Raw genomic sequence first — 20,149 nt, forward strand, 5'->3', positions numbered from 1 at the left:
TGGTTGATGTTAATAATACTGAATGGGCTGCAAGCAGTATATTAATCAGCGTCAGATTTCCCACGTATGTAATTCATTTTGGGTCGTTCCTGATTCTAGGACTTCTTATAGATTATCTTATACATATATTTAAACAGAAGTAAAAAGCGAGCAGTATTAGCCGAGATGAGGAAAGGTGAGATGAGATGAGCGGAGTAGAGGGAAAGCTTGAGTTGGAGAGGATTGTTTTTATAGGAAGGACCTTTGAGGAATATTTACAGATGTTCAAATTGAGAGAAGCGGATCTTATAGGCAGGCGGATTTTGGATTGTCCTGCAGGTGCCTGCTCTTTTACAGCGATATCGAATCAGTTAGGGAGTGACGTGACTGCTGCGGATATCGCTTATTATTACTCTGCGGATGAGCTTGAAGATAAAGGTGTTCAAGATATTGAGCATGCTATGTCTGAACTGGTTAAGGTACAGGGCAATTTTGTATGGGACTACTTCAAGTCTATAGAGGATTTGACACAAGCGAGGAGTAGGGCTTTAAACGATAACATCAGGGATCAGAGACAAACCCCGGAGCGATATGTTCCTGTGATTTTACCTAATCTGCCGTTCAATGATGAGGATTTTGATCTGACTTTGTCTGCGCATTTCATATTTATGTATAGTGATCGGCTGGACTATGATTTTCATCTAAAGACTGTTAATGAACTTATGCGGGTGACTAGAGGAGAGCTTCGTATTTTCCCTTTAGTTGATCTGTCTTGCAAAAGATATGAGCATCTAGATCGTCTTATAGATGAGATGGTTCAACAAGGTTTCGCTGTGGAGGAGATGGAGGTTCCTTATGAATTTCAAAAAGGGGCAAATCAGATGCTGAGCATTAGAAGAATGAAGCCATAAGATAGTAGATAGCTATAGTTTGTAAAATAAAAAACGAGGGCGTTCCTAAGCAGTTTTCATCGCTTTGGAGACACCCTCGTTTTTTAATATAGCCCTATAAAAAATTACGCCACTTTCTCTTTACGTTCTGCTACATAACAAGCAATCCCCAGTACCAGACCGAGTCCTACCAGAACGGCACCGACCCATGGCAGCGAAGTAATCGCAAGATGAGAAATGACCCATCCGCCGATGAAGGCACCTGTTGCGTTTCCGAGATTACCTGCGGAATGACTGGTTGTAGAAGCGAGGGCGGGAGCGGCCTGAGCTAGACTCATAATCCGTATTTGTAGTCCTGGCATGACCGCAAAGGATACCAAACCCCAGAAGAATATTGTGATGACCGCAGCTACTGGACTATGCATTGTGAAGGAAAAGATCGTAAGAATGACACTAACCGCGAAATAAAGTCCCACGATAGAAGGCATCAGCTTCCAATCTGCAAGCTTCCCGCCAACGATATTCCCGATGGTTACACCACAGCCGAAGAGAACTAGTATCCATGTCACACTATGCTCGGCAAAGCCGGTAACTTCCATTAGCAGTGGCGCTATATAAGTGAACACCGTGAACAAGCTGGCGTTACCAAGCGCACCGATCAGTAAGAATAGAAGCAGTTTAGGATTAGCTAGCGCAGAAATTTGCTGGATTACACTAGCAGGTTTGTCTTGTTTAATCTTTGGAATGAAAATAAGAATGCCGATTAGTGCAGCGACGCCCATGACTGCTATCGCAGCAAATGAGGCGCGCCAGCCCATGTTTTGCCCAATAAATGTTCCTAAAGGAACACCGATGATATTAGCAATCGTTAGACCAGCCATCATAATGGATACGGCTCCGGCCCGCCTATTGGGCTTGACCAGATTAGAAGCGATCACTGCACCAACGCCAAAGAAAGTCCCGTGTGTTAAAGCTGTGATGATACGAGCAACCATAAGAACGGTATAGTTTGGAGCAAATACAGAGATTCCGTTGCCTAGAATAAATAATACCATGAGCAGGCATAACAGTTTCTTTTGCGGAATTCGTTGTGTAAGGATGGTTAGAATAGGAGCACCGACGGCTACCCCAAGGGCATACATCGTGATGAGCTGACCTGCAGTAGAAATACTAACCTGTAAATCTTTGGCGACATTTGGTAAAATACCCATGATGACAAATTCAGTCATTCCAATGGCAAAAGCGCCTACCGTAAGCGAAAGAATAGAGATGGGGAAAGGTTCTTTGCGTGTTTTTTCCACACGGGCTGGTTCCTTGTTGAGGTTTGGAATTGCGTTCATGGTGCCGATGTTCAACCTTTCTTCTGTCTGTAATGAAGCTCCACCCTTATTAAGATGATAGATCCGACAAGTAGTACTGCTTTATATTATTTAGTTTTCTGAAATTATTTTCAAGAGAAATATTTATTTCAGATATTTTCATTTTAAATAATCATAGAAGGGATGAATTATTCATGATGGATGAAGGTGTAGTCCAAGTGCTCGAATTACCGGAAATGAAGCTAATAGGCTTGAGTATTACTTCTTCCTTTGTAGGGCACGAGACGGAAAGAGTAGAAGCGATGAAGAGAGAGCAGTATGATCATGCACTGGCTATTGAAGTTTATCAGTTTGCTAATCCTACGTGGCCTGATGAGGTTGATGTGTACATTCCATTGCGATGAGAAATAATTATAAGCAAGCAGCTTTAATGGCGCTCCGGCACTTTGACCTCGATTGGACACAGATTCGTTTTATCCAACGATCGGACACCTGCACTTTTGTAATAGAGACTAATAAAGAGGGGACTTTTTTGCTGCGTCTTCACTCGGGGAGATCTAAAGAAGAAATTAACTCCGAAATCGCTTGGCTGGAGCTTTTGAAGAGCAAAATCGATGTCCCTCTGCCGAAAGGCGTTCATGATCGAACGGGTTCTGTTACGTTCAAAGTGGAGCAAGGTAATGAGGATGGTATATATGCATCGTTAATGCGCTGGGTTGAAGGCGAACATGCGAACGAAAGACTTACCGAAGATCAAATTTACAAAGAAGGCGTTCTATTAGCCAAGCTACATAAAGCGGCACAGGAGCTTGAGTTACCTCCAGGCTTTAATCGTCCTGTGTGGGATGAACATAGCTTTAGAAAAGCAATGCTCCGATTAAAGCTGCACTACCATAGTTTTCTTTCGGATGATGAGTTCGTGCTGTATCAGTCTGCGGCTGAGAAATCATACGGCTGGTTAAGCAAGCAGCATAAAAATAAGAACAGAAGGACTTATGGGATTATCCATGGTGATTTACATCAAGGGAACATCATATTTAAAGAGGGTGAACCTCGACCGATTGATTTCGGAAGATGTGGCTGGGGATATTATCTTTATGATGTGGCACATACCATTCTAGGGTTGTATCCTTTACAAAGAGAACTGGTCATTAAGGGTTACGAAAGTGTGGCCAAGCTTGATGGGGAGTGGTTTCAGACTTTAGAGAATTTTACGGTCATGGTTATGATCGAAAATTATTGCCATCACGCACCCGACCCTAGAGAAACCGCGGGACTGAAAGCAGAACAGCCTTATGCGCAAGCGATTCTAAGGAATTATCTTAGGGGAGATCCCTTTCTTTTTAACACAATTGAGATTTAGCGTATAAAAATAGGGCCTCATTGGGGAATTTATAAAAAGTTCCCTAAGGAGGCTATTTTGATGAAAAAAAGCTGGATTGCTCCTCTTCTTATCGCAGTTATGTTCTTGCTGGGGCAACAACCTTGCTCCGCTAATGGGTTAGTTCAACCGCAAGCCGAGGCTCCGTCCAGATCTGATTCGGAACCGAAACTTCCAGATCAGGATTCCCGCGAGCTCATGTACAAAGACACACTAATGCTCTTTCTTTTACCCCATATTGAGAAAAAAATGGCTGAGATTTATGCGCCACTTCTGACGATAACTCCTACAGTGTATCCTTATTTAGTAGATGTTACAGATATAAAGCGAGTGAATGGATTTCGTCGGTTTGATTTCTTAATTACACTCAATATACACCCTACAGTGGGTCCACATCTTTCCGTTGGAGAGGATACTATGACTTTTAGAATCACTCCTGGTCCTAAGGTGAAGTTAGAATCATTCAAGCATTTGAGAGACCCACGAAAGTCTGACCTTACACCAAATTACCAGAATATCTTGAGATAGTGTGGTAATTTACTCTTACAATCACAATTTCGAACGCTTACCCAGCTAACCACACACTCCGATCTATGGGGTGTTTTTTTTGTGTCTAGAATGGTGGTGGATTATTGGCATGTATGGTATTATGAAAATAGTGGATTTATTGATTTTAGTTACTAAATTCAAATTATGAGGTGTGAGGATTGAGTGATCATAAATTCGAAGACGAACACAGAGATGAAATTTTAAGTGAATTCAATTCTAAAATCACAAGCGATATCACAAGCAGATCTAAGGATAAAGTTAAGGTAGGCGTAGCTACTAAAGATGGGCAGTTAGGATTTCTTTTTACGAGGGGAGGTCTTCGGGAAGGGGCTGGCAGAAAAAGCACCGGTATAACTAAAAAGGTATCTTTGACGTTACCAGAAAACATCTGGCAGGAGATAGAGCAGGCCTGTGAGGAACAGAACGTATCTCGCTCCCAGGTATTTCGGAACATTATTGAGGCACATTTTGCAAAGGAATCTAAGGAGAGTTAGGTGAGGTCTTTGCTAATCCATGTGTCAAAAGATTCTCTTAGCACTGCACTACAAGCAGTCTTAAAAGCTATATCCGCGAATAGTTCCTCCCGTGTTCTTTCCGGAATACATTTTCAGGCGCAAGCGGAGGGTCTGACTTTAACAGCCAGCAATATAAGAATGACCATTGAATATAAGCTTCCTGTGAAGATTGATTCGATGATTGTACACAAACCAGGTGAGATCGTAGTGCCCGCACGTTATTTTTATGAGATCATCCGCAAGCTTGACCCTGGATTAATTAGGCTGGAAATCGCAGAGACATTGATTCTAAATATCCAATCGGGCAATACTCAGTTTCGTTTATGCGGGATGGACACTGCAGAATTTCCAAGAATCCATTACATGGATCATCCAAATACTCAAAAGATACGTATGAAGAACACACTGTTGAAGCAAATATTTAAACATGTGGTTTTTGCGGTCTCTTCGTTGGAGACTAGACCTGTGCTCACAGGTGTTTCACTTCAAATAGATAATCAAATTATTCGCGTAGTCGCCACTGATGGCATCCGCCTCGCTCAGCATATTGTTGAACACGTAGAAGATTACGGAGCAAGTCCTTTAAATGTCATTATACCGGGCAGCACCCTTGAGGATCTTTTAAAAATAATAAACGATGATGAGGGCAGCAGCATCCAAATCGAGATAGGTCAGAAACAAATCAGATTTATTTCTGATGGCTTGAGGGTTCAGTCTGCGCTACTTGAGGGCACTTATCCCTATGTCGATAATTTAATTCCACAAGTATATATATCCGAAGTGATCGTTAAGACAGAGCGTTTGTTGCGTGTGGTTGAACGTATTGCTATATTGGCTGGTGAAAGTGTAACGCTCGGTGTATATCCCTCCGGTATACTTCATTTAATATCCAGGACCGCCGATGTAGGTGAGGCAAAAGAGGAGATTCCATTGGAGTATCTAGAAGGTGAATATTTTCGAGTAGCTTTTAACGGGAAATATTTCAGAGACATCCTTCGGGCGATCGATAGTGAGACGCTTAGAATAAAATTTGCTGGAAAAGAAAGACCACTGGTGATACAGCCTGTAGACATGACTTCATCCACACTTTTTTTAATTACACCAATGAGGACGCAGGATGGAGGATAGGCATATGAGCTTGCTAAGAAGAGTTCTCTTTGCTGGAAAAATATTATATTAATTACTTGGAGGAATGATCTATGAATCTGTTTCAGATGGGATCAAAACCGCATGGGACCGAACGAATCACAGCATTTTTAGAGGATAATTATGTGAGTATCGGATATCCCGGAATAGGGGATTTGGAGAACATCAGTAAAGTGGAGCTCCGTGATCGGATGATTCATACATACCAATACAGTGAGTTGGAGCTTACAGAACATATACAAGCCATTCAACTCTTTGTACATACGATGCAGGATGGCGATTATGTGTTGGTGTGTGATGGCGATTGGGTACATCTAGGAGATCTTGGCGATTATTTTTACAATGAATTATTTGACGCGCCAGACATCGGTACATGCCATCGACGTGGTGTAACTTGGCTGAAAAGTCTTCCTATAACCGATCTAAACGCAGGGATAAAAGAGTTTCTTAGCGATAGTGGAGTGGTCAAACAGTATAAGGGGCCGATGCCTAGTGCTCGTGTGGATCTGTGGATTACAGGTTCTTCTGTTTCAGAGCAAGCGGTGAGTAATCGAATGCATGTGGATGAAGAGACATTATCAATGGCGCTCGATATTTTGAAGGAAGCTCTTGTTAGTGAGAACGCCGAACGACGGGAACGAGCAGCAATTGCAATTCTTCAGTATGCTAAGTAGTGAAGAAAGATTTAAGTTCCACATCCTTAGTAAAAAAGCGTTCCATCCGAACTTCAAATATCGGATGAAACGCTTTTGTTATATCTATCGATATCTTCCAATAACCCTCAGATAAATTCAACGAATTCATTGACCGGTTTACGATAGCCACGTGGTCTGATTTTATGTTTCTTGTCTTTTCCGATAGTGATCAGCATAACCGGTACCATATGATCGGGTAGATTTAAAGTGGATTGAATCGCTTCCGGATCAAAGCCGATCATCGGGCAGGTATCCCAGCCTTTATCTTTGGCAATCAGCATGAAGTGCATGGCAGAGAGTGAAGCATTCCGAATAGCCTCATCTCTTTGGAAAGCATCATTTCCTTTGTATGCATTGTTAATCGTTTCTATCTCTGCATCATAATCCTCTTGACTCATAGCCCCTAAAGCTTTAAGTCCTCCGAAGATTTCTGGGGCTTTTAGATAAGCATTCTTATCCCCGAGCACCACTATTACCGCTGAGGCGGAGTGGATTTTATATTGACCGTAAGCCGCTTTACGAATCTCTTCTTTTAAATTCTCATTAGCAACCACTTTATAATTGGCATGTTGAAGATTATATGCAGATGGAGCCAATCTGGCGTAAGAGAACATTTCCTCTAGTTCATTCTGAGGGATCTTCACCCCTTCAACAAAATTCATAGCAGACCTGCGGGATTCAATCAAATCTGTAAAAGCGCTCATGAGTTATTCCTCCATATATTATGTATTTGCTTGTTAATTATAAATAAGTGATATTTATAAATGAACTAACTATTAGTTACTAACTCAAAATAGCACAGTTAATTATATTCGTCAATGATTAAATTCACTTCATTTACATTCAGCTCTCTAAGTACTTTGGAATGTCGAAGAATAATTACTATGTTGTAAAATATTGGGATGTAAATTAGGATATTAGGATACGAAAAATTTAAATTGCTTTTATTAATGAAAGGGTGGGAATGTTGAACGATACTAGAGAGCAGTTGATAAAAGACTTGCAAAGAATTGAAGAGAACGATTACGAGCTTAGAAGTGGAGAACAATTAAGGGATTATGTGAAATTGATGCTTGAGTACATAGGAGATCCGCAGCCGAAGCTACGAGACGACTTGATTTATTCCACCTTCTACAAATGGATTAACGAGAAACAATGGTTTAGTGATGCGGAGCTTCGTGAACTACTTTTGATTCTCCTTGACGAGCAGCATTTGTTCTATCACATTGGCAGCAAAGAAGATCAGGCTGTGTTCACAAGAACGTTTTCGGTACTGATCGTTGCGCTGATTCTTCAGCGGCATAGGGAACAGGCTTTTTTAGCTAGCGCAGAGTTTACAAATGTGAAGGAAGCGCTGATTAGATATTATGAGGAAGAACAGGATTTACGAGGATTTATGCCAGAAGAAGGCTGGGCTCATGCTGCAGCCCATGGCGCAGATGCCTTGGATGAACTGGTACTCTGCTCGGAGAGTGATGCTGCAATAAGGGAAGAGGTTTTGGCAGTCATCCAAAGGATGCTTTACAACGATCAGCACATATTTAGAGACGAAGAAGATGAACGGATCGCTACGATTGTAGCTACAATGATAGATCATCATTTACTTCCACAACAATCCATTGTCGACTGGATTCGCAACTTGGAGCAATGTGGGGGGTGGCCGAGAAGCCGTGGCCAGTACGTTGCTCGTGTGAACACCAAAAATTTCGTTCGTTCTCTGTATTTTAGATTGCTACCATTAAAGAACAATCCAGCAATGGTCGAGGTTTTATTGAAAGCGGAGATGAATTTGAATAAATTTACACAATAAGCATTTAATCATCTATGCATGTATAAAAAATATCGAAAATTATGACTAATTTATTTTAATGTAATAAAAATCACAAAACTTTAGAAAAAATCAAAAACTTTGTGACATTTATAACTTGATAAGTGCTATAATAGAAATATGGCGTTATAAGTTTTTATTTTTTTATTACTATTAAGCAGCAAAGCTTATTTGCAGAGGAGATTCGGATATGTCAGAAACAATCACTCAAACACAACCTGAGCAAGAATCACCAAAATTAGCTGTCACTCAAGAACAAATGAATGTTCTAGAGCAGCTATTGAAGCCTGAAGTTCAGGAGTCGTTAACTGTCTTAGTGGAACAGTTGCCAAAATTAACAGAGCTTGTCGGCGTGCTCACAAAGTCATATGACTTTGTTCAAACTGTTGCTGCGGATGAAGTCTTGAAAAGTGATACGGTAAGTGCAATTAAAGAACTTGCTGAACCAGTGGTGCATTCGGCGAAGAATATGGCAGCTACAGTGATCGAAGCGCAAGATCGTGCGAATGAAAATAGCGATGTGATCGGTGTATTTGGTCTTATGAAGATGATGAAAGATCCACAAGCACAGAAGCTTTTCCGTTTCGTAAATGCTTATCTTCAAGTTGCCGGCGAACGCAGTCAACAGAAATAATATTTTTTATATCTCATTCGTAAGGACGGAGGAAACATCATGTCTAAACATATTGTCATTCTAGGAGCAGGTTATGGTGGTCTACTAAGCGCCTTAACTGTACGCAAGTACCTGAAGAAGGACGAAGCTAAAATTACAGTCGTTAATCAATATCCTACACATCAAATTATTACAGAATTGCATCGTCTTGCAGCGGGTAGTGTTGCAGAAGGTGCTGTTGCTATGCCATTAGCTAAGCTTTTTGCAGGTAAAGATATCGACCTGAAAATTGCAAAGGTGAATTCTTTTTCTGTTGAAAACAAACAAATTACACTATCTGATGGTGTGACATTGTCCTACGATGCTTTAGTTGTGGGTCTTGGAAGCACTACGGCTTATTTTGGCATTCCAGGTCTTGAGCAATACAGTATGGTTTTGAAATCGGCAGCAGATGCTAACAGAATTCATCGTCATATTGATGAGCGTATCCGTGAATATGCGAAGTCTAAAAATCCAGCGGATGCAAGCATCCTAATCGGTGGCGGTGGCTTAACAGGTGTTGAACTTGTTGGTGAAATCGCTGATGTGTTGCCAACACTCACTAAGAAATATGGCGTGGATCCTAAAGAAATTAAACTGATGCTGGTTGAAGCAGGCCCTAAGATTTTACCAGTATTGCCAGATGCATTGATCGAACGCGCAGTGGCAAGCTTAGAAAAACGTGGTGTTCAATTCTTGACAGGACTACCTGTTACGAATGTAGCGGATAATGTCATTGACTTGAAAGATGGTCAAAAAATTATTGCTAACACCTTCGTATGGACTGGCGGCGTACAAGGAAATCCACTGATTGGTGAGTCCGGTCTTGAAGTGAACCGTGGTCGTGCAACGGTAAATGAATTCTTGCAATCCACATCACACAAAGACGTATTCGTTGCTGGTGACAGCGCCGTTGTCTTTGCCGAAGATGGTCGTCCATATCCACCAACTGCACAAATCGCTTGGCAAATGGGCGAATTGATCGGGTACAATCTTTATGCATACTTGAAGGATAAATCATTTGAATCCTTTAGTCCGATCAACTCAGGTACGCTTGCGAGCTTAGGTCGTAAAGACGGTGTAGCCATCGTTGGTGCTAGCTCAACTCCGCTAAAAGGATTGCCTGCAACCTTGATGAAGGAAGCAAGTAATATTCGTTACTTGTCCCACATTAAAGGATTGTTTAGCTTAGCTTATTAATTGTATTATTGGAAAACCTGCTCTAATTTGAGCAGGTTTTTTTGTTGATCTCTAGTGGTTTCTACCATGAATTGTTAATGATTGTCCTAGTACGTAGTATTCATTTTTGATATACTATATTGGCTAATATTAACAGGGGAAAATAGGGGAGGATTACGTGATGTTATTCCGACAAAACGATGTCATTCTGTTTCAAGGCGACAGTATAACGGATTGGGGTCGTAATTATGATGATGCTTCATCGCTTGGTGTAGGTTATGCATTGATGGTCGCCGCTCGTCTGGGGCATTTATATCCTGAGAAGAATCTTACGTTCTATAATCGTGGAATTAGCGGCAACCGTGCAGTAGATTTGCAGGAACGCTGGGAGAAGGATTGCCTGAATCTGAAGCCGACTTGGGTGTCCATATATATTGGGATAAATGACACTTGGCGCCGCTTTGATTCTGGTCAAGAAACAACGCCTGAACAATTTGAAGCTGCATATCGTGACCTGATCGAACGCACGCAGCATTCGCTGGCTGCTAATTTAGTCTTAATCGAGCCATTTGTGTTGCCTGTCCCAGAAGATCGTAGAACTTGGCGCCAGGATTTGGACCCTAAAATTCACATTGTTCGTGAATTGGCACGTGAATATGGTGCATTACTTGTTCCGTTGGATGGCCTGTTTGCTGCGGCATCCGTGAAAGCAGAGCCTGCTTATTGGGCTCCGGATGGAGTACATCCATCACCTGCGGGCCATGCACTTATTGCAGAGGCTTGGCTTAAGACGGTTAGCGCAATTCAAGCTTAATCGTCTGATCATATCACTACATATTTACTTGATTTTATAAGACTAGAACCACTCATTAAAGGAGCAGGTTATAGTCTTTTTTTAAAAATATAAGAATTTATATGCTCCATGCTATAAATTATCCTTATATTTCTCGCTTAAACACTTGCCGTCCTTATAGGGAAGCCGAAGGCGTTTATGCTTGTAATGGTTCGGAAAGTCGATTTCTTTATATTTATGGACGCTGTTATAATTAGGTTATGTTTCTTTTCTTGGAGGTGGTTCGCATTAGGAAATTACTATGGGTTGTACCCTTGTTCTTGGTTGCTCTTTTAAGCGGGTGTAAGAATGAGGTGGGCTTCATCAATGCAAGGTGGATCGCCGGAGTGTCTTTAACTCCTGTAACAACTAGTGATCAGAACCAAGTTGATCGACCCGAACATTTTGAGACCCTAATACTGAAGGACTCCGCTCTGATTAAGGCGCTTTCGGAGGCTATGAACAAGAGCAATAAATTATCGGGGGAGCTGGATTGGGCCCCTGAATTTAAAATGGAACTTGTTTATGGTGATGGCTACTCGAAGGATTATTACATAGCAATAGGTGATGAACCCGGTTATAAAGGAGTATTTACTACAGCTGAGAATGGTGGTCAGGGCTACTCTATTCCGGTGAAAAACGCAGATCAAATAAGACAACTCATCTATGGAACAGCAGATCAGGCGAACATAGAACAGACGGAGTCGCTGGAGTCTTCTGTTAAGGTTACAGGGCCAGTAACGATATCACATAATGATCTCTATCCCTTAACTAATAGAACTGGATTCTTGAATCTGCAGCTTTTAGATGGAACCTACAGTGAGGATTGGACAATACCAGGTCCGTTGATGGGAAGGAATTGGAGTGGCAGATTTGGGCTTGTTCTTATCGATAATCAAGGGAGAACTTTGAATAGCTTTCCACTCAGTGAACATTTTGAGGATCCCATAATATTTAATGATTTTTTTCAAATTCAGTTTGAGGACTATAATGGCGACGGCGATCCGGATTTTACGATTGGTCAGTACGGATCCAGTAACGGTTACTTCTACAAGCTATTTACGCTTAGAAAAAATAACGTTATAGAGGAATTAGGGATCAAACTCGGCTCTGATTTATTTATCAGCAGTCCAAAGGGGTATTCGATAAAGCTTGATAAAGTGGATGATCATAGCTTCAAGAGAAGTTATTACGATACTGTAGCCGGTAAACAGATGGAAGATATTTTCCAGTGGAATGGAAGTGCATTTCAGAAGTTAGACAAGTGATTCATACCAGAAGTGAGAGGAATGTGTGATAGATGACGAGTGATACCATACAAGATTTAGAAGGGCTTAAAGCCATAGGGAAAGTAGTAGGACATACCATCGCCGAGATGAAAAAGAAAGTAACTCCAGGTATGACAACAGCGGAGCTTGATAAGATTGGAGCTGAAATTCTAGCGGAATTCGGAGCATCTTCAGCCCCAATGATAACGTATAATTTTCCAGGCAGCACCTGCATCAGTGTGAATGAAGAGGTTGCTCATGGGATTCCTGGTCCTAGAGTGATTAATGCTGGTGATTTGATCAATATTGATGTATCTGCTGAACTGAATGGTTATTATGGGGACGCCGGAGTTTCGTTTCAACTACCACCTTATAATGATGACATTCTTCGACTATGCCAGAGTGCAGAGGAAACTATGATGAGCGTGATCAATCATCTGAGAGCAGGGATGAAGGTCAATGAGATTGGCAGAATGATGGAACTCGAAGCTCGGAAACGCGGCTATAGAGTGGTACGTAATCTGTGCAGCCACGGGATTGGCAAATCACTGCATGAGAAGCCTTTTGAAATCTTACCTTTCTACAATCCAAGAGTGACTACAGTGTTAAAAGAGGGACAGGTGATTACGGTTGAGCCCTTCCTTTCTACTGGAGCAGATTACGTGGAGCAGCAGTCGGATGGATGGACACTGAGTGTCGTAGACAATGGCCGGGTAGCACAGTTTGAACATACGATTATTGTGACTAAAGGTGAGCCTATTATCCTAACCAAGCCATAAGAGGAGAGTGCGAAATTGAAAATCGCCTTTATACTTTTTGATGGGATTACGTTCTTAGATTTTGCGGGGTTCTATGATGTTATTTATCGATTGGGGCAATTTGAAATCGGCAAAAATTTGTCTTGGGATATATGTGCAGCGTCGGAGGAAGTGACGGATGAGTTAGGTTTCACAGTTAAGGCTGGAAAAGTGCTGCCAGAGCTTTCGGAGTATGACATGGTATTTGTACCTGGAGGGATGGGGACACGGAAACTTCGTTATGATGAAGGTTTTGTCTCGTGGATTGCTGGTGCTCACAATGTTCCTTATAAGGTATCTGTCTGCACAGGCTCACTGCTGCTTGGGGCTGCGGGGCTGCTAGGAGGGAAGAAAGCTACTACCCATCCATCTGCCTATGAATTACTAAAACCTTACTGTGAAGAAGTTGTGGAGACCCGTATTGTGCATGATGGTAATGTGATTACAGGTGGTGGAGTGTCCACTTCCATTGATCTGGGGTTATATCTGATTTCACGCTTGGCTGGAGAAGCAGCGATGAATTCGGTAAAAAAGCAGATTGATTATCCATACGAGATGCAGGGGATTGTTCAAATCTAAAGGTAAATACCGGAGGGACCAGAGATGGCTGGACAAAAAATGATTGATATGCTGTTTCAGCAATGGGTAAGCGATAAGGAGCAGTGGGTACAGCTTAGAGATTTGCTGATGAAGGAGAGCAATCTTCCCGGACCACGAGTGAATTTGGAGCTATCAGGCAAATTTGCCAAACATTTTGCCCATCCTAAACTAACAGAGACAGACTGGGAGTTTCTTAATTCCTGGGCTAATCTTACAGAGGCAGAAGCTGGGGTGAATGATCCCCGTGAGTTTCTGCCGTTTTGTGCGGTTAGAGCGCTGGGCGCTTATTACAGCTACGCTGAAGAAGAGCAACGAATTATGATTCAGAGCATCATTAAGACAGCCATGAACGACTCCAGATGGAGGATGCGTGAAGCGTCTGCTATGGCGCTGCAAAGTATAGGGGAGGATGGTTTTGCCCTTATCAGGCAGTTGATCGACATGTGGGAGGAGGGTGCGAACGGGCTTGAACAAAGAGCTTTTGTAGCAGCGTTAGCGCATCCTCCTCTTTTAAAAGAGAAAGAGAATACGCTTTATTGTCTTCAGTTGGCTACTCGAATCATGGAAAATATGGGTAGTGGGGAAGTGCAATATGAGGACGCTGAGCATTTTCGTGTATTATCTAAGGGGCTTGAATACAGCTTAAGTGTATTTGTGGCGAGTGAACCTGAAGCGGGCTTTGCCATGCTGGAGAAATTCGCTAAGAGCCGAGATACCCGAATGATTAAGATTGTGAAGAGTAATCTTGGTAAGTCACGTTTGAGTAAAAAGTATGCTCTACAGGTTGCTGAGGTCCTTAAAAGTTTGACAATACAGGAGAGGACATGAGGATCAGCTCTCCAGTGGAATTATGAAGTGTAGTTTTACATGCATTTAACATGCCACATATGCTTAAGTGATATAACAGAAGGAACTAGGTGAAAAGGTGGCTGTTAGATGAAACTAAGTAAAGAGGAAAAATCATGGATTTTATATGACTGTGGAAATTCGGCTTATTCGATGGCGGTTACAACGGCTTTACTGCCTATTGTATTTGGGATGTTTTCGAATGTTAACAACAGCATGGATTTGGGGTATTTTAATTCCATAGCGAGTATTCTGGTGGCCATCCTTAGCCCGATTTTAGGAACGATGGCAGATTATAAGGATAAGAAAAAACGCTTCTTCATATTTTTCTCATTGATCGGCGTGATAGCTACTGCTTCGCTGGCTTTCGTTGCACCTGCGAGTGGGCAGTGGCAGTTATTGATTGTATTTTATATTTTGTCAGTCATAGGATTTGCCGGGGCCAATATTTTTTATGATTCTTTTCTGGTGGATGTAACCACGGATGAAAGGATGGATAAAGTATCCTCAAAAGGGTTTGCTTTTGGATATATCGCCAGCGTTATTCCATTCGGTATCAGCCTACTGCTGATTCTGTTTATGGGGATGGATAAATCAATCGGCTATCAGATTGGATTTATAATCACTGCCCTTTGGTGGGGACTGCTGACCATGCCTATGATCAAGGATGTGCAGCAAAGATATTACATAGAACCTGAACCCAAACCGGTCATTAATAGCTTTATAAGACTGGGAGACACGTTTAAAAATGTCAGACAGCATAAAGTAGTATTTGTATTCTTGATCGCCTACTTTCTCTATATTGATGGGGTAGATACGATTATTAAAATGGTAGTGCCATATGCCACATCGGTACTGGGTGCGGATGCTTTTGATACCTTTACTTTACTGGGGATCTTATTAGTTATCCAGATCATCGCATTTCCGTGTGCTATCCTGTACGGTAATCTTGCCAAAAAATACTCAGCTAGAACGATGATCATCGTGGGGATTTTTACATATATCATTTCTTGTATCGCTGCTTACTTTATTACTTCAGTGTGGCATATATTTATTCTGGGAGCGCTAATTGGATCTGCCCAGGGAGGGATTCAAGCGCTTAGCAGATCTTATTATGCGAAGATTATTCCTAAGGAAAAATCCAATGAATTCTTTGGCTTTTACAATATCTTTGGCAAGTTTGCGGCGATTGTGGGTCCTGCTGTAATGTCATTAACAACTACCCTAACAGGCAACGCTAAATTTAGTATTTTAGCGATTATCCCACTATTCATTATTGGATTCTTCGTATTTATAACTTTACCAAAAGAGAAGCTTGAACAAGATGAACCGAAGGGACTTATCCTATGAAGTCAAGCAAAGAACAAACGGCAATGGCCAAACATCTGATTGTCATCTCTTACGATGCCTTTTCAGAAGACCAATGGGAAATGGCCAGCCGTCTTCCAAACCTATCGAAATTGATTAAGAACGGAGCGCATAGTAATCAATTAAAAAGTGTATATCCCACGCTCACTTATGTGGTACACACTACGATAGCAACCGGTGTATATCCAGATAAGCATGGTATCCACCATAACAATCCATTTCAGCCGTTTGTGAAGGAAAAGGAGCAAAGCTGGTTCTGGTTCAGAAATGCGATAAAGGTGCCCACGATATATGATGCTGCGCGCGAGCATAACATGAGTACCGCAGGGATCCTCTGGCCGGTATCAGGGAAATCCTCAATCCAATATAATATCCCTGAAATCAGAGCCATCAACAACGAAAATCAGGCACTGAAGGTGTTAAAAAGCGGGAGCCCGTTATATTGCATTAAAATGGAGCTGAAATATGGACGGCTTCGAAAAGGAATTGAACAGCCTTATCTGGATGACTTCACGACAAAGTGTGCGATGGAAACGATTAAGCGTAAAAAGCCTAATCTTCTTATGATGCATTTGATTGATCTGGATGACGCCAAGCATGTCTACGGTACTGACAGCGGTGAAGTGAAGCGGGTAATCACACGTATGGATAAGAGATTAGGTGATATAATGCAAGCAGTGGATGAAGCCGGGATAAAGGATGACACGGTTTTTTTAGTTTTGGGTGACCATGGCCAGTTCAATGTTCGGTACAAAGTGCATTTGAACAACCTTTTGCAGGAAAAAGGGTTGATCTATGAAGAGAACGGCGAAATGAAGTGGAGAGCGTACTTTCAGTGTGGGGGCGGATCCGCTTATCTGCATATTAAAGAAGGTGATGAAGAAGCTGAACAATTAGCGTTAGCTGTTATTCAGGAATATATGGATGATGACGCTTCAGGTATAGAGGAAATGTATACTAGAGAGCGGCTGAATCAACTTCATGTGGGCCCATCTACTAAATATATGCTTGAAGCTAGAAGAGGCTATTGTTTCGATGAGAGCATGGATGAACCTACGATTGTTGATTTGGACAAACAAGGGATTAAATATGCTACGCATGGCTACTCTCCCGATAAAGAGGATTATAGATGCAACTTGGTGATCTCAGGGAATAAGGTGAAAAGTGATTTTCCTATAGGGGATCTCAAAATGGTAGATATAGCTCCTACGATGGCAAAGATTTTAGGGATTGATTTTAATCCTTGTGACGGAAGACCTTTAGATGAAATTTTCTTGGTATAGATTGAATATATATAAAGTCGGAATACTTACTGGAGCTATATCCATATACAATGGAATTAAAATGGAGTAAGAGGAGAATTGGATATGGATGCTGATATTAGACAAAAGATTCTAAATAAAAATGACAGACTTATTAGTATGGTTATTGAACGTGCTAAGAGAGATTTTCCTGATGACATTGCAATCATTGGGCTTACAGGTTCTTTCAGTACCGGAGATTTTCATGAAAAAAGCGATCTTGATCTAATTATAATTAATAACACGGCCCAAGGCTGGGGAATATCTTCGTGTTTTATTCTGGAGGATGTTGGATACGACATCTATTGTACGCCATGGGAAACAAGGATAGAAGATCAAGCGAATCTTGAGAGCCCAATGATTTCGTGTCTGATAGATTTAGAGCTGTTATATTGTGCGAAACCCGAATATCTGGAAAAGCTAAACTTATATAAACAAAGAGCTCTCGATGCTTTGGCTAAGCCTATAGGGAGTGAATGTATTAGTAGAGCGAAAAAGAATATAGACATAGCAAAACAAGAATATACGAATACATTACTTTCTGAAGATATCGGAGCAGTGAGGTATGCTTCATGCGAAGTTGTATACAATTTGGTAAATGCTCTAACACATTTGAACAATACCTATTTTAAAAGGGGACTTAAGAGATATCTGGAGGAAATAGCTACGTATCGTTATGTTCCTGATGATTTTGAAAATATATATATGGCTGTGATCGATGCGAAGACTATCGTTGAAATCAGAAGTGCATCATATAGATTTTTAGAAAGCGTCAATGATTTATATAATAAAATGTATAAGGATTTTGTGATTCAGCCTGTCCCAACCTATGATAATCTTGGTGGCACCTTTGAGGAATTATGGTGTAACTGCCGCAATAAGGTTATAGCAAGTGTGGAATTAAATGATAAATCTTATGCTTATTATGCAGCCATGGGCATACAAAATTTTCTTGATGAAATGACAGAATCAAGAGGAACAAAAAAGTTTGATATTATGCAGTATTTTGATTCAGATCATCTGCATTTATTTAAAGAGCAGTTCCTGCAGGTCATGGATGAATATCTGGAAGAATATAATAAGGTGGGAAGGAAAGTTGAACGATATGATACTTTTGAGGAATTATATAACGAATACATGAAGGTGTGATAGAGAAGATTACCAGATTACGAATTTTCGTAGTCTGGTTTTTTCATTTTTTATGGAACGATAAGATTATTTTAAGTCATATGGGTAAAATAATAGATATCATACTAGCGGCGTCTGATTTGCCAAAGTGGTGACATTTATTATAGACTGTTTTTTGTCGGCTTTTGTCCAGTGGATGTTTTTCACTTGCAGTGATATAAAAAACTAATTTGAAGTGGGGAAATGGAATGCATGGAATAAGACAGCATCAAAAATCAAATAAGCTGAAGATATTTTCAAAAGTCATATTAATTATTATAGGGGCACTTATAACTTCATATGGCCTGGAATCCGTATTAATACCTAACAACGTTTCAGATGGTGGTGTAACAGGCCTAAGTATCGTTGGCTCACAGCTGTTTGGATTACCGTTAGGGCTGCTAATTGTTATAATTAACATCCCATTTGTTTGGTTAGGGTATAAGCAAATTGGTAAAAGCTTTGCTATTTATTCCATTATCGGTATTGCCTCATTAGCCATTGGTACAAGCCTTATGCACCATGTGCCAACGATTATTGAAGGAGATACATTATTAATTACTGTTGTAGGCGGGATTATTATCGGTTTTGGTATGGGCTTAGCGTTACGTAATGGTGGAGCGTTAGATGGGATCGACATGTTGGCTGTATTGCTTTCACGAAAAATACCTTTTGGGACAAGTGATCTAATCTTATTCCTAAACATGTTTGTCTTTATTGTTGTTTCAACTGCATTTGGTCTACAAGGGGCGATTCTATCCGCACTTGCTTATTTTATTGCTTCTAAAGTGATTCATATCGTTGAGGAAGGTTTGAGCGGATCTAAAACTTTCAAAATCATCACCGTTCAACCGGAAATTATGGTGGAAACGATTCGTGACCGATTGGGACGTGGGGCAACCTATACTGATGCATACGGTGGTTACTCCAATGAACAATTCAAAGAAATTACCTGTGTAATTAACCGTCTGGAAGAAAGCAAAATCAAGGAAATCATTCATGAAATTGACCCTAACGCTTTTGTTGTAGTATATGATGTAGCAGAAGTTAAGGGTGGTAATTTCAAAAAGCATAATATTCACTAATTAAGATCCTGAAGTGCATCTCCTTAAGTGTTTGACAAATGCATAAAATGTAACTATTATTGTTGCATCTGATTAATGCACTTGTTGCTAGCCCGGTAGTATGGCAAAAGGAGAGATTTATAGTGAACATCAGCACCCGATTTGCGGTAGCCATTCATATATTAACGTTAATAGACAGTAATAAAGAGGGGAAGAGTACCTCGGAGTGGATAGCTGGTAGTGTGAACACCAACCCTGTAGTTATCCGCCGGCTAACGAGTATGCTGCAAAAAGCAGGACTGGTAACAGCCCGCCCCGGAGTCGCAGGAGCCTCACTTTCACGTAGTAGCGCTGAGATTACACTACTTCAGATTTACAAGGCAGTAAACGCGGTGGAGGAGGATTCGTTGTTCTCGGTTCATGAGCACCCTAACCCCGATTGCCCAGTCGGCAAAAATATAGCCAGCGCCATTGTGCCGGTATTCTCGCTCGCGCAAAAGGCGATGGAGAATGTCCTTCAGGAGGTTACTTTGGAGCAGATTGTGAATGAAATGCCTGAAATATAACCACTCCATATCGCAACGTAGAATGAAGACCACAACATGTGCTAACGTGATTGTGGTCTTTTTTTATTGGAAATATATCAAGAGGCTCCGAATGGCTCGGGTCAGGAGAGTAGTGACTTAAAGAAGGGAAGTAGGGCGTAATCATAGAATCTGTATTTAGAAGGCAAAAAACAGATAATACTTCATATAGGGAAACTCTAATATGCT

At 41.1% G+C, this 20,149-nt stretch carries 22 protein-coding genes; 20 read left to right on the forward strand and 2 right to left on the reverse strand.

What is annotated here, in order from left to right:
• The first annotated feature begins 185 nt into the window (after nucleotides 1-185).
• Nucleotides 186-890, forward strand: coding sequence for an SAM-dependent methyltransferase (locus NSS87_RS11785; protein WP_339247268.1), 705 nt, complete (start codon nucleotides 186-188; stop codon nucleotides 888-890).
• 104 nt (nucleotides 891-994) lie between these two features.
• Here the strand turns inward: NSS87_RS11785 and NSS87_RS11790 are convergent, their stop codons facing one another.
• Nucleotides 995-2,209, reverse strand: coding sequence for an MFS transporter (locus NSS87_RS11790; protein WP_042193708.1), 1,215 nt, complete (start codon nucleotides 2,207-2,209; stop codon nucleotides 995-997).
• Nucleotides 2,210-2,382: 173 nt separating this feature from the next.
• Here NSS87_RS11790 and NSS87_RS11795 point away from each other — a divergent pair, with 173 nt between their 5' ends.
• The 6 genes from NSS87_RS11795 (at nucleotide 2,383) to NSS87_RS11820 (ending at nucleotide 6,453) form a co-directional block, all read left to right on the forward strand.
• Nucleotides 2,383-2,592: a hypothetical protein gene (locus tag NSS87_RS11795; protein ID WP_339247270.1), complete on the forward strand. Its 210-nt coding sequence runs from the start codon at nucleotides 2,383-2,385 to the stop codon at nucleotides 2,590-2,592.
• On the forward strand, nucleotides 2,589-3,551 hold the full coding sequence (locus NSS87_RS11800) for a phosphotransferase (RefSeq protein WP_339247272.1): 963 nt from the start codon (nucleotides 2,589-2,591) through the stop codon (nucleotides 3,549-3,551). Before NSS87_RS11795 ends, NSS87_RS11800 begins: the two co-directional genes overlap by 4 nt.
• Before the next feature lie 60 nt (nucleotides 3,552-3,611).
• Nucleotides 3,612-4,097, forward strand: a complete 486-nt coding sequence (locus tag NSS87_RS11805; protein ID WP_339247274.1) for a DUF3888 domain-containing protein — start codon at nucleotides 3,612-3,614, stop codon at nucleotides 4,095-4,097.
• Between the two features lie 179 nt (nucleotides 4,098-4,276).
• The gene (locus NSS87_RS11810; RefSeq protein ID WP_339247277.1) at nucleotides 4,277-4,612 is read left to right on the forward strand and encodes a hypothetical protein; all 336 of its coding nucleotides are present in this window, start codon (nucleotides 4,277-4,279) and stop codon (nucleotides 4,610-4,612) included.
• The gene (dnaN, locus tag NSS87_RS11815; protein ID WP_339247278.1) at nucleotides 4,613-5,761 is read left to right on the forward strand and encodes a DNA polymerase III subunit beta; all 1,149 of its coding nucleotides are present in this window, start codon (nucleotides 4,613-4,615) and stop codon (nucleotides 5,759-5,761) included.
• A 71-nt stretch (nucleotides 5,762-5,832) separates the two neighbouring features.
• A complete protein-coding gene (locus NSS87_RS11820; protein ID WP_339247280.1) occupies nucleotides 5,833-6,453 on the forward strand; it encodes a hypothetical protein in 621 nt (206 codons plus the stop codon).
• Between the two features lie 107 nt (nucleotides 6,454-6,560).
• Here the strand turns inward: NSS87_RS11820 and NSS87_RS11825 are convergent, their stop codons facing one another.
• A complete protein-coding gene (locus NSS87_RS11825) occupies nucleotides 6,561-7,178 on the reverse strand; it encodes a nitroreductase family protein (RefSeq protein WP_339247283.1) in 618 nt (205 codons plus the stop codon).
• Nucleotides 7,179-7,438: 260 nt separating this feature from the next.
• Here NSS87_RS11825 and NSS87_RS11830 point away from each other — a divergent pair, with 260 nt between their 5' ends.
• The 13 genes from NSS87_RS11830 (at nucleotide 7,439) to NSS87_RS11890 (ending at nucleotide 19,942) form a co-directional block, all read left to right on the forward strand.
• Nucleotides 7,439-8,284, forward strand: coding sequence for a DUF2785 domain-containing protein (locus NSS87_RS11830; protein WP_339247286.1), 846 nt, complete (start codon nucleotides 7,439-7,441; stop codon nucleotides 8,282-8,284).
• Nucleotides 8,285-8,492: 208 nt separating this feature from the next.
• The gene (locus NSS87_RS11835; RefSeq protein ID WP_042187214.1) at nucleotides 8,493-8,936 is read left to right on the forward strand and encodes a DUF1641 domain-containing protein; all 444 of its coding nucleotides are present in this window, start codon (nucleotides 8,493-8,495) and stop codon (nucleotides 8,934-8,936) included.
• Nucleotides 8,937-8,975: 39 nt separating this feature from the next.
• Nucleotides 8,976-10,154: an NAD(P)/FAD-dependent oxidoreductase gene (locus NSS87_RS11840; RefSeq protein ID WP_042187216.1), complete on the forward strand. Its 1,179-nt coding sequence runs from the start codon at nucleotides 8,976-8,978 to the stop codon at nucleotides 10,152-10,154.
• A 160-nt stretch (nucleotides 10,155-10,314) separates the two neighbouring features.
• The gene (locus NSS87_RS11845; RefSeq protein ID WP_076282991.1) at nucleotides 10,315-10,947 is read left to right on the forward strand and encodes an SGNH/GDSL hydrolase family protein; all 633 of its coding nucleotides are present in this window, start codon (nucleotides 10,315-10,317) and stop codon (nucleotides 10,945-10,947) included.
• A gap of 365 nt (nucleotides 10,948-11,312) precedes the next feature.
• Nucleotides 11,313-12,233 carry a hypothetical protein gene (locus NSS87_RS11850; protein ID WP_339247292.1) on the forward strand — a complete coding sequence of 307 codons (921 nt, stop codon included), beginning with the start codon at nucleotides 11,313-11,315 and terminating at the stop codon, nucleotides 12,231-12,233.
• Nucleotides 12,234-12,265: 32 nt separating this feature from the next.
• Nucleotides 12,266-13,012, forward strand: a complete 747-nt coding sequence (gene map / locus NSS87_RS11855; protein ID WP_076299489.1) for a type I methionyl aminopeptidase — start codon at nucleotides 12,266-12,268, stop codon at nucleotides 13,010-13,012.
• Between the two features lie 15 nt (nucleotides 13,013-13,027).
• The gene (locus NSS87_RS11860; protein WP_339247294.1) at nucleotides 13,028-13,609 is read left to right on the forward strand and encodes a DJ-1/PfpI family protein; all 582 of its coding nucleotides are present in this window, start codon (nucleotides 13,028-13,030) and stop codon (nucleotides 13,607-13,609) included.
• 24 nt (nucleotides 13,610-13,633) lie between these two features.
• Nucleotides 13,634-14,458 carry a hypothetical protein gene (locus tag NSS87_RS11865; RefSeq protein ID WP_339247297.1) on the forward strand — a complete coding sequence of 275 codons (825 nt, stop codon included), beginning with the start codon at nucleotides 13,634-13,636 and terminating at the stop codon, nucleotides 14,456-14,458.
• A gap of 108 nt (nucleotides 14,459-14,566) precedes the next feature.
• Nucleotides 14,567-15,826: an MFS transporter gene (locus NSS87_RS11870; RefSeq protein WP_339247299.1), complete on the forward strand. Its 1,260-nt coding sequence runs from the start codon at nucleotides 14,567-14,569 to the stop codon at nucleotides 15,824-15,826.
• Nucleotides 15,823-17,127 (forward strand): ectonucleotide pyrophosphatase/phosphodiesterase, encoded by a 1,305-nt coding sequence (locus NSS87_RS11875; protein WP_339247301.1) that lies wholly within the window; start codon nucleotides 15,823-15,825, stop codon nucleotides 17,125-17,127. Before NSS87_RS11870 ends, NSS87_RS11875 begins: the two co-directional genes overlap by 4 nt.
• Nucleotides 17,128-17,211: 84 nt before the next feature.
• Complete coding sequence (locus NSS87_RS11880) at nucleotides 17,212-18,294, forward strand: nucleotidyltransferase domain-containing protein (protein ID WP_149644121.1); 1,083 nt, start codon at nucleotides 17,212-17,214, stop codon at nucleotides 18,292-18,294.
• Between the two features lie 227 nt (nucleotides 18,295-18,521).
• Nucleotides 18,522-19,397, forward strand: a complete 876-nt coding sequence (locus tag NSS87_RS11885; RefSeq protein WP_179085712.1) for a YitT family protein — start codon at nucleotides 18,522-18,524, stop codon at nucleotides 19,395-19,397.
• Between the two features lie 122 nt (nucleotides 19,398-19,519).
• Entirely contained in the window at nucleotides 19,520-19,942 is a 423-nt protein-coding gene (locus tag NSS87_RS11890) for an Rrf2 family transcriptional regulator (RefSeq protein WP_042187235.1), read from the forward strand.
• Nucleotides 19,943-20,149 lie beyond the last annotated feature (207 nt).

Origin of the sequence: Paenibacillus sp. FSL F4-0243 (assembly GCF_037963295.1) — a bacterium.
Classification (GTDB): Bacteria; Bacillota; Bacilli; order Paenibacillales; family Paenibacillaceae; genus Paenibacillus_AQ.

Bases quoted from the DNA above. Each gene is read 5' to 3' on its own strand.
- NSS87_RS11785 (WP_339247268.1), top strand. From the start codon at position 186: ATGAGCGGAGTAGAGGGAAAGCTTGAGTTGGAGAGGATTGTTTTTATA.
- NSS87_RS11790 (WP_042193708.1), bottom strand. From the start codon at position 2,209: ATGAACGCAATTCCAAACCTCAACAAGGAACCAGCCCGTGTGGAAAAA.
- NSS87_RS11795 (WP_339247270.1), top strand. From the start codon at position 2,383: ATGATGGATGAAGGTGTAGTCCAAGTGCTCGAATTACCGGAAATGAAG.
- NSS87_RS11800 (WP_339247272.1), top strand. From the start codon at position 2,589: ATGAGAAATAATTATAAGCAAGCAGCTTTAATGGCGCTCCGGCACTTT.
- NSS87_RS11805 (WP_339247274.1), top strand. From the start codon at position 3,612: ATGAAAAAAAGCTGGATTGCTCCTCTTCTTATCGCAGTTATGTTCTTG.
- NSS87_RS11820 (WP_339247280.1), top strand. From the start codon at position 5,833: ATGAATCTGTTTCAGATGGGATCAAAACCGCATGGGACCGAACGAATC.
- NSS87_RS11825 (WP_339247283.1), bottom strand. From the start codon at position 7,178: ATGAGCGCTTTTACAGATTTGATTGAATCCCGCAGGTCTGCTATGAAT.
- NSS87_RS11830 (WP_339247286.1), top strand. From the start codon at position 7,439: ATGTTGAACGATACTAGAGAGCAGTTGATAAAAGACTTGCAAAGAATT.
- NSS87_RS11835 (WP_042187214.1), top strand. From the start codon at position 8,493: ATGTCAGAAACAATCACTCAAACACAACCTGAGCAAGAATCACCAAAA.
- NSS87_RS11840 (WP_042187216.1), top strand. From the start codon at position 8,976: ATGTCTAAACATATTGTCATTCTAGGAGCAGGTTATGGTGGTCTACTA.
- NSS87_RS11845 (WP_076282991.1), top strand. From the start codon at position 10,315: ATGTTATTCCGACAAAACGATGTCATTCTGTTTCAAGGCGACAGTATA.
- map (WP_076299489.1), top strand. From the start codon at position 12,266: ATGACGAGTGATACCATACAAGATTTAGAAGGGCTTAAAGCCATAGGG.
- NSS87_RS11865 (WP_339247297.1), top strand. From the start codon at position 13,634: ATGGCTGGACAAAAAATGATTGATATGCTGTTTCAGCAATGGGTAAGC.
- NSS87_RS11870 (WP_339247299.1), top strand. From the start codon at position 14,567: ATGAAACTAAGTAAAGAGGAAAAATCATGGATTTTATATGACTGTGGA.
- NSS87_RS11875 (WP_339247301.1), top strand. From the start codon at position 15,823: ATGAAGTCAAGCAAAGAACAAACGGCAATGGCCAAACATCTGATTGTC.
- NSS87_RS11880 (WP_149644121.1), top strand. From the start codon at position 17,212: ATGGATGCTGATATTAGACAAAAGATTCTAAATAAAAATGACAGACTT.
- NSS87_RS11885 (WP_179085712.1), top strand. From the start codon at position 18,522: ATGCATGGAATAAGACAGCATCAAAAATCAAATAAGCTGAAGATATTT.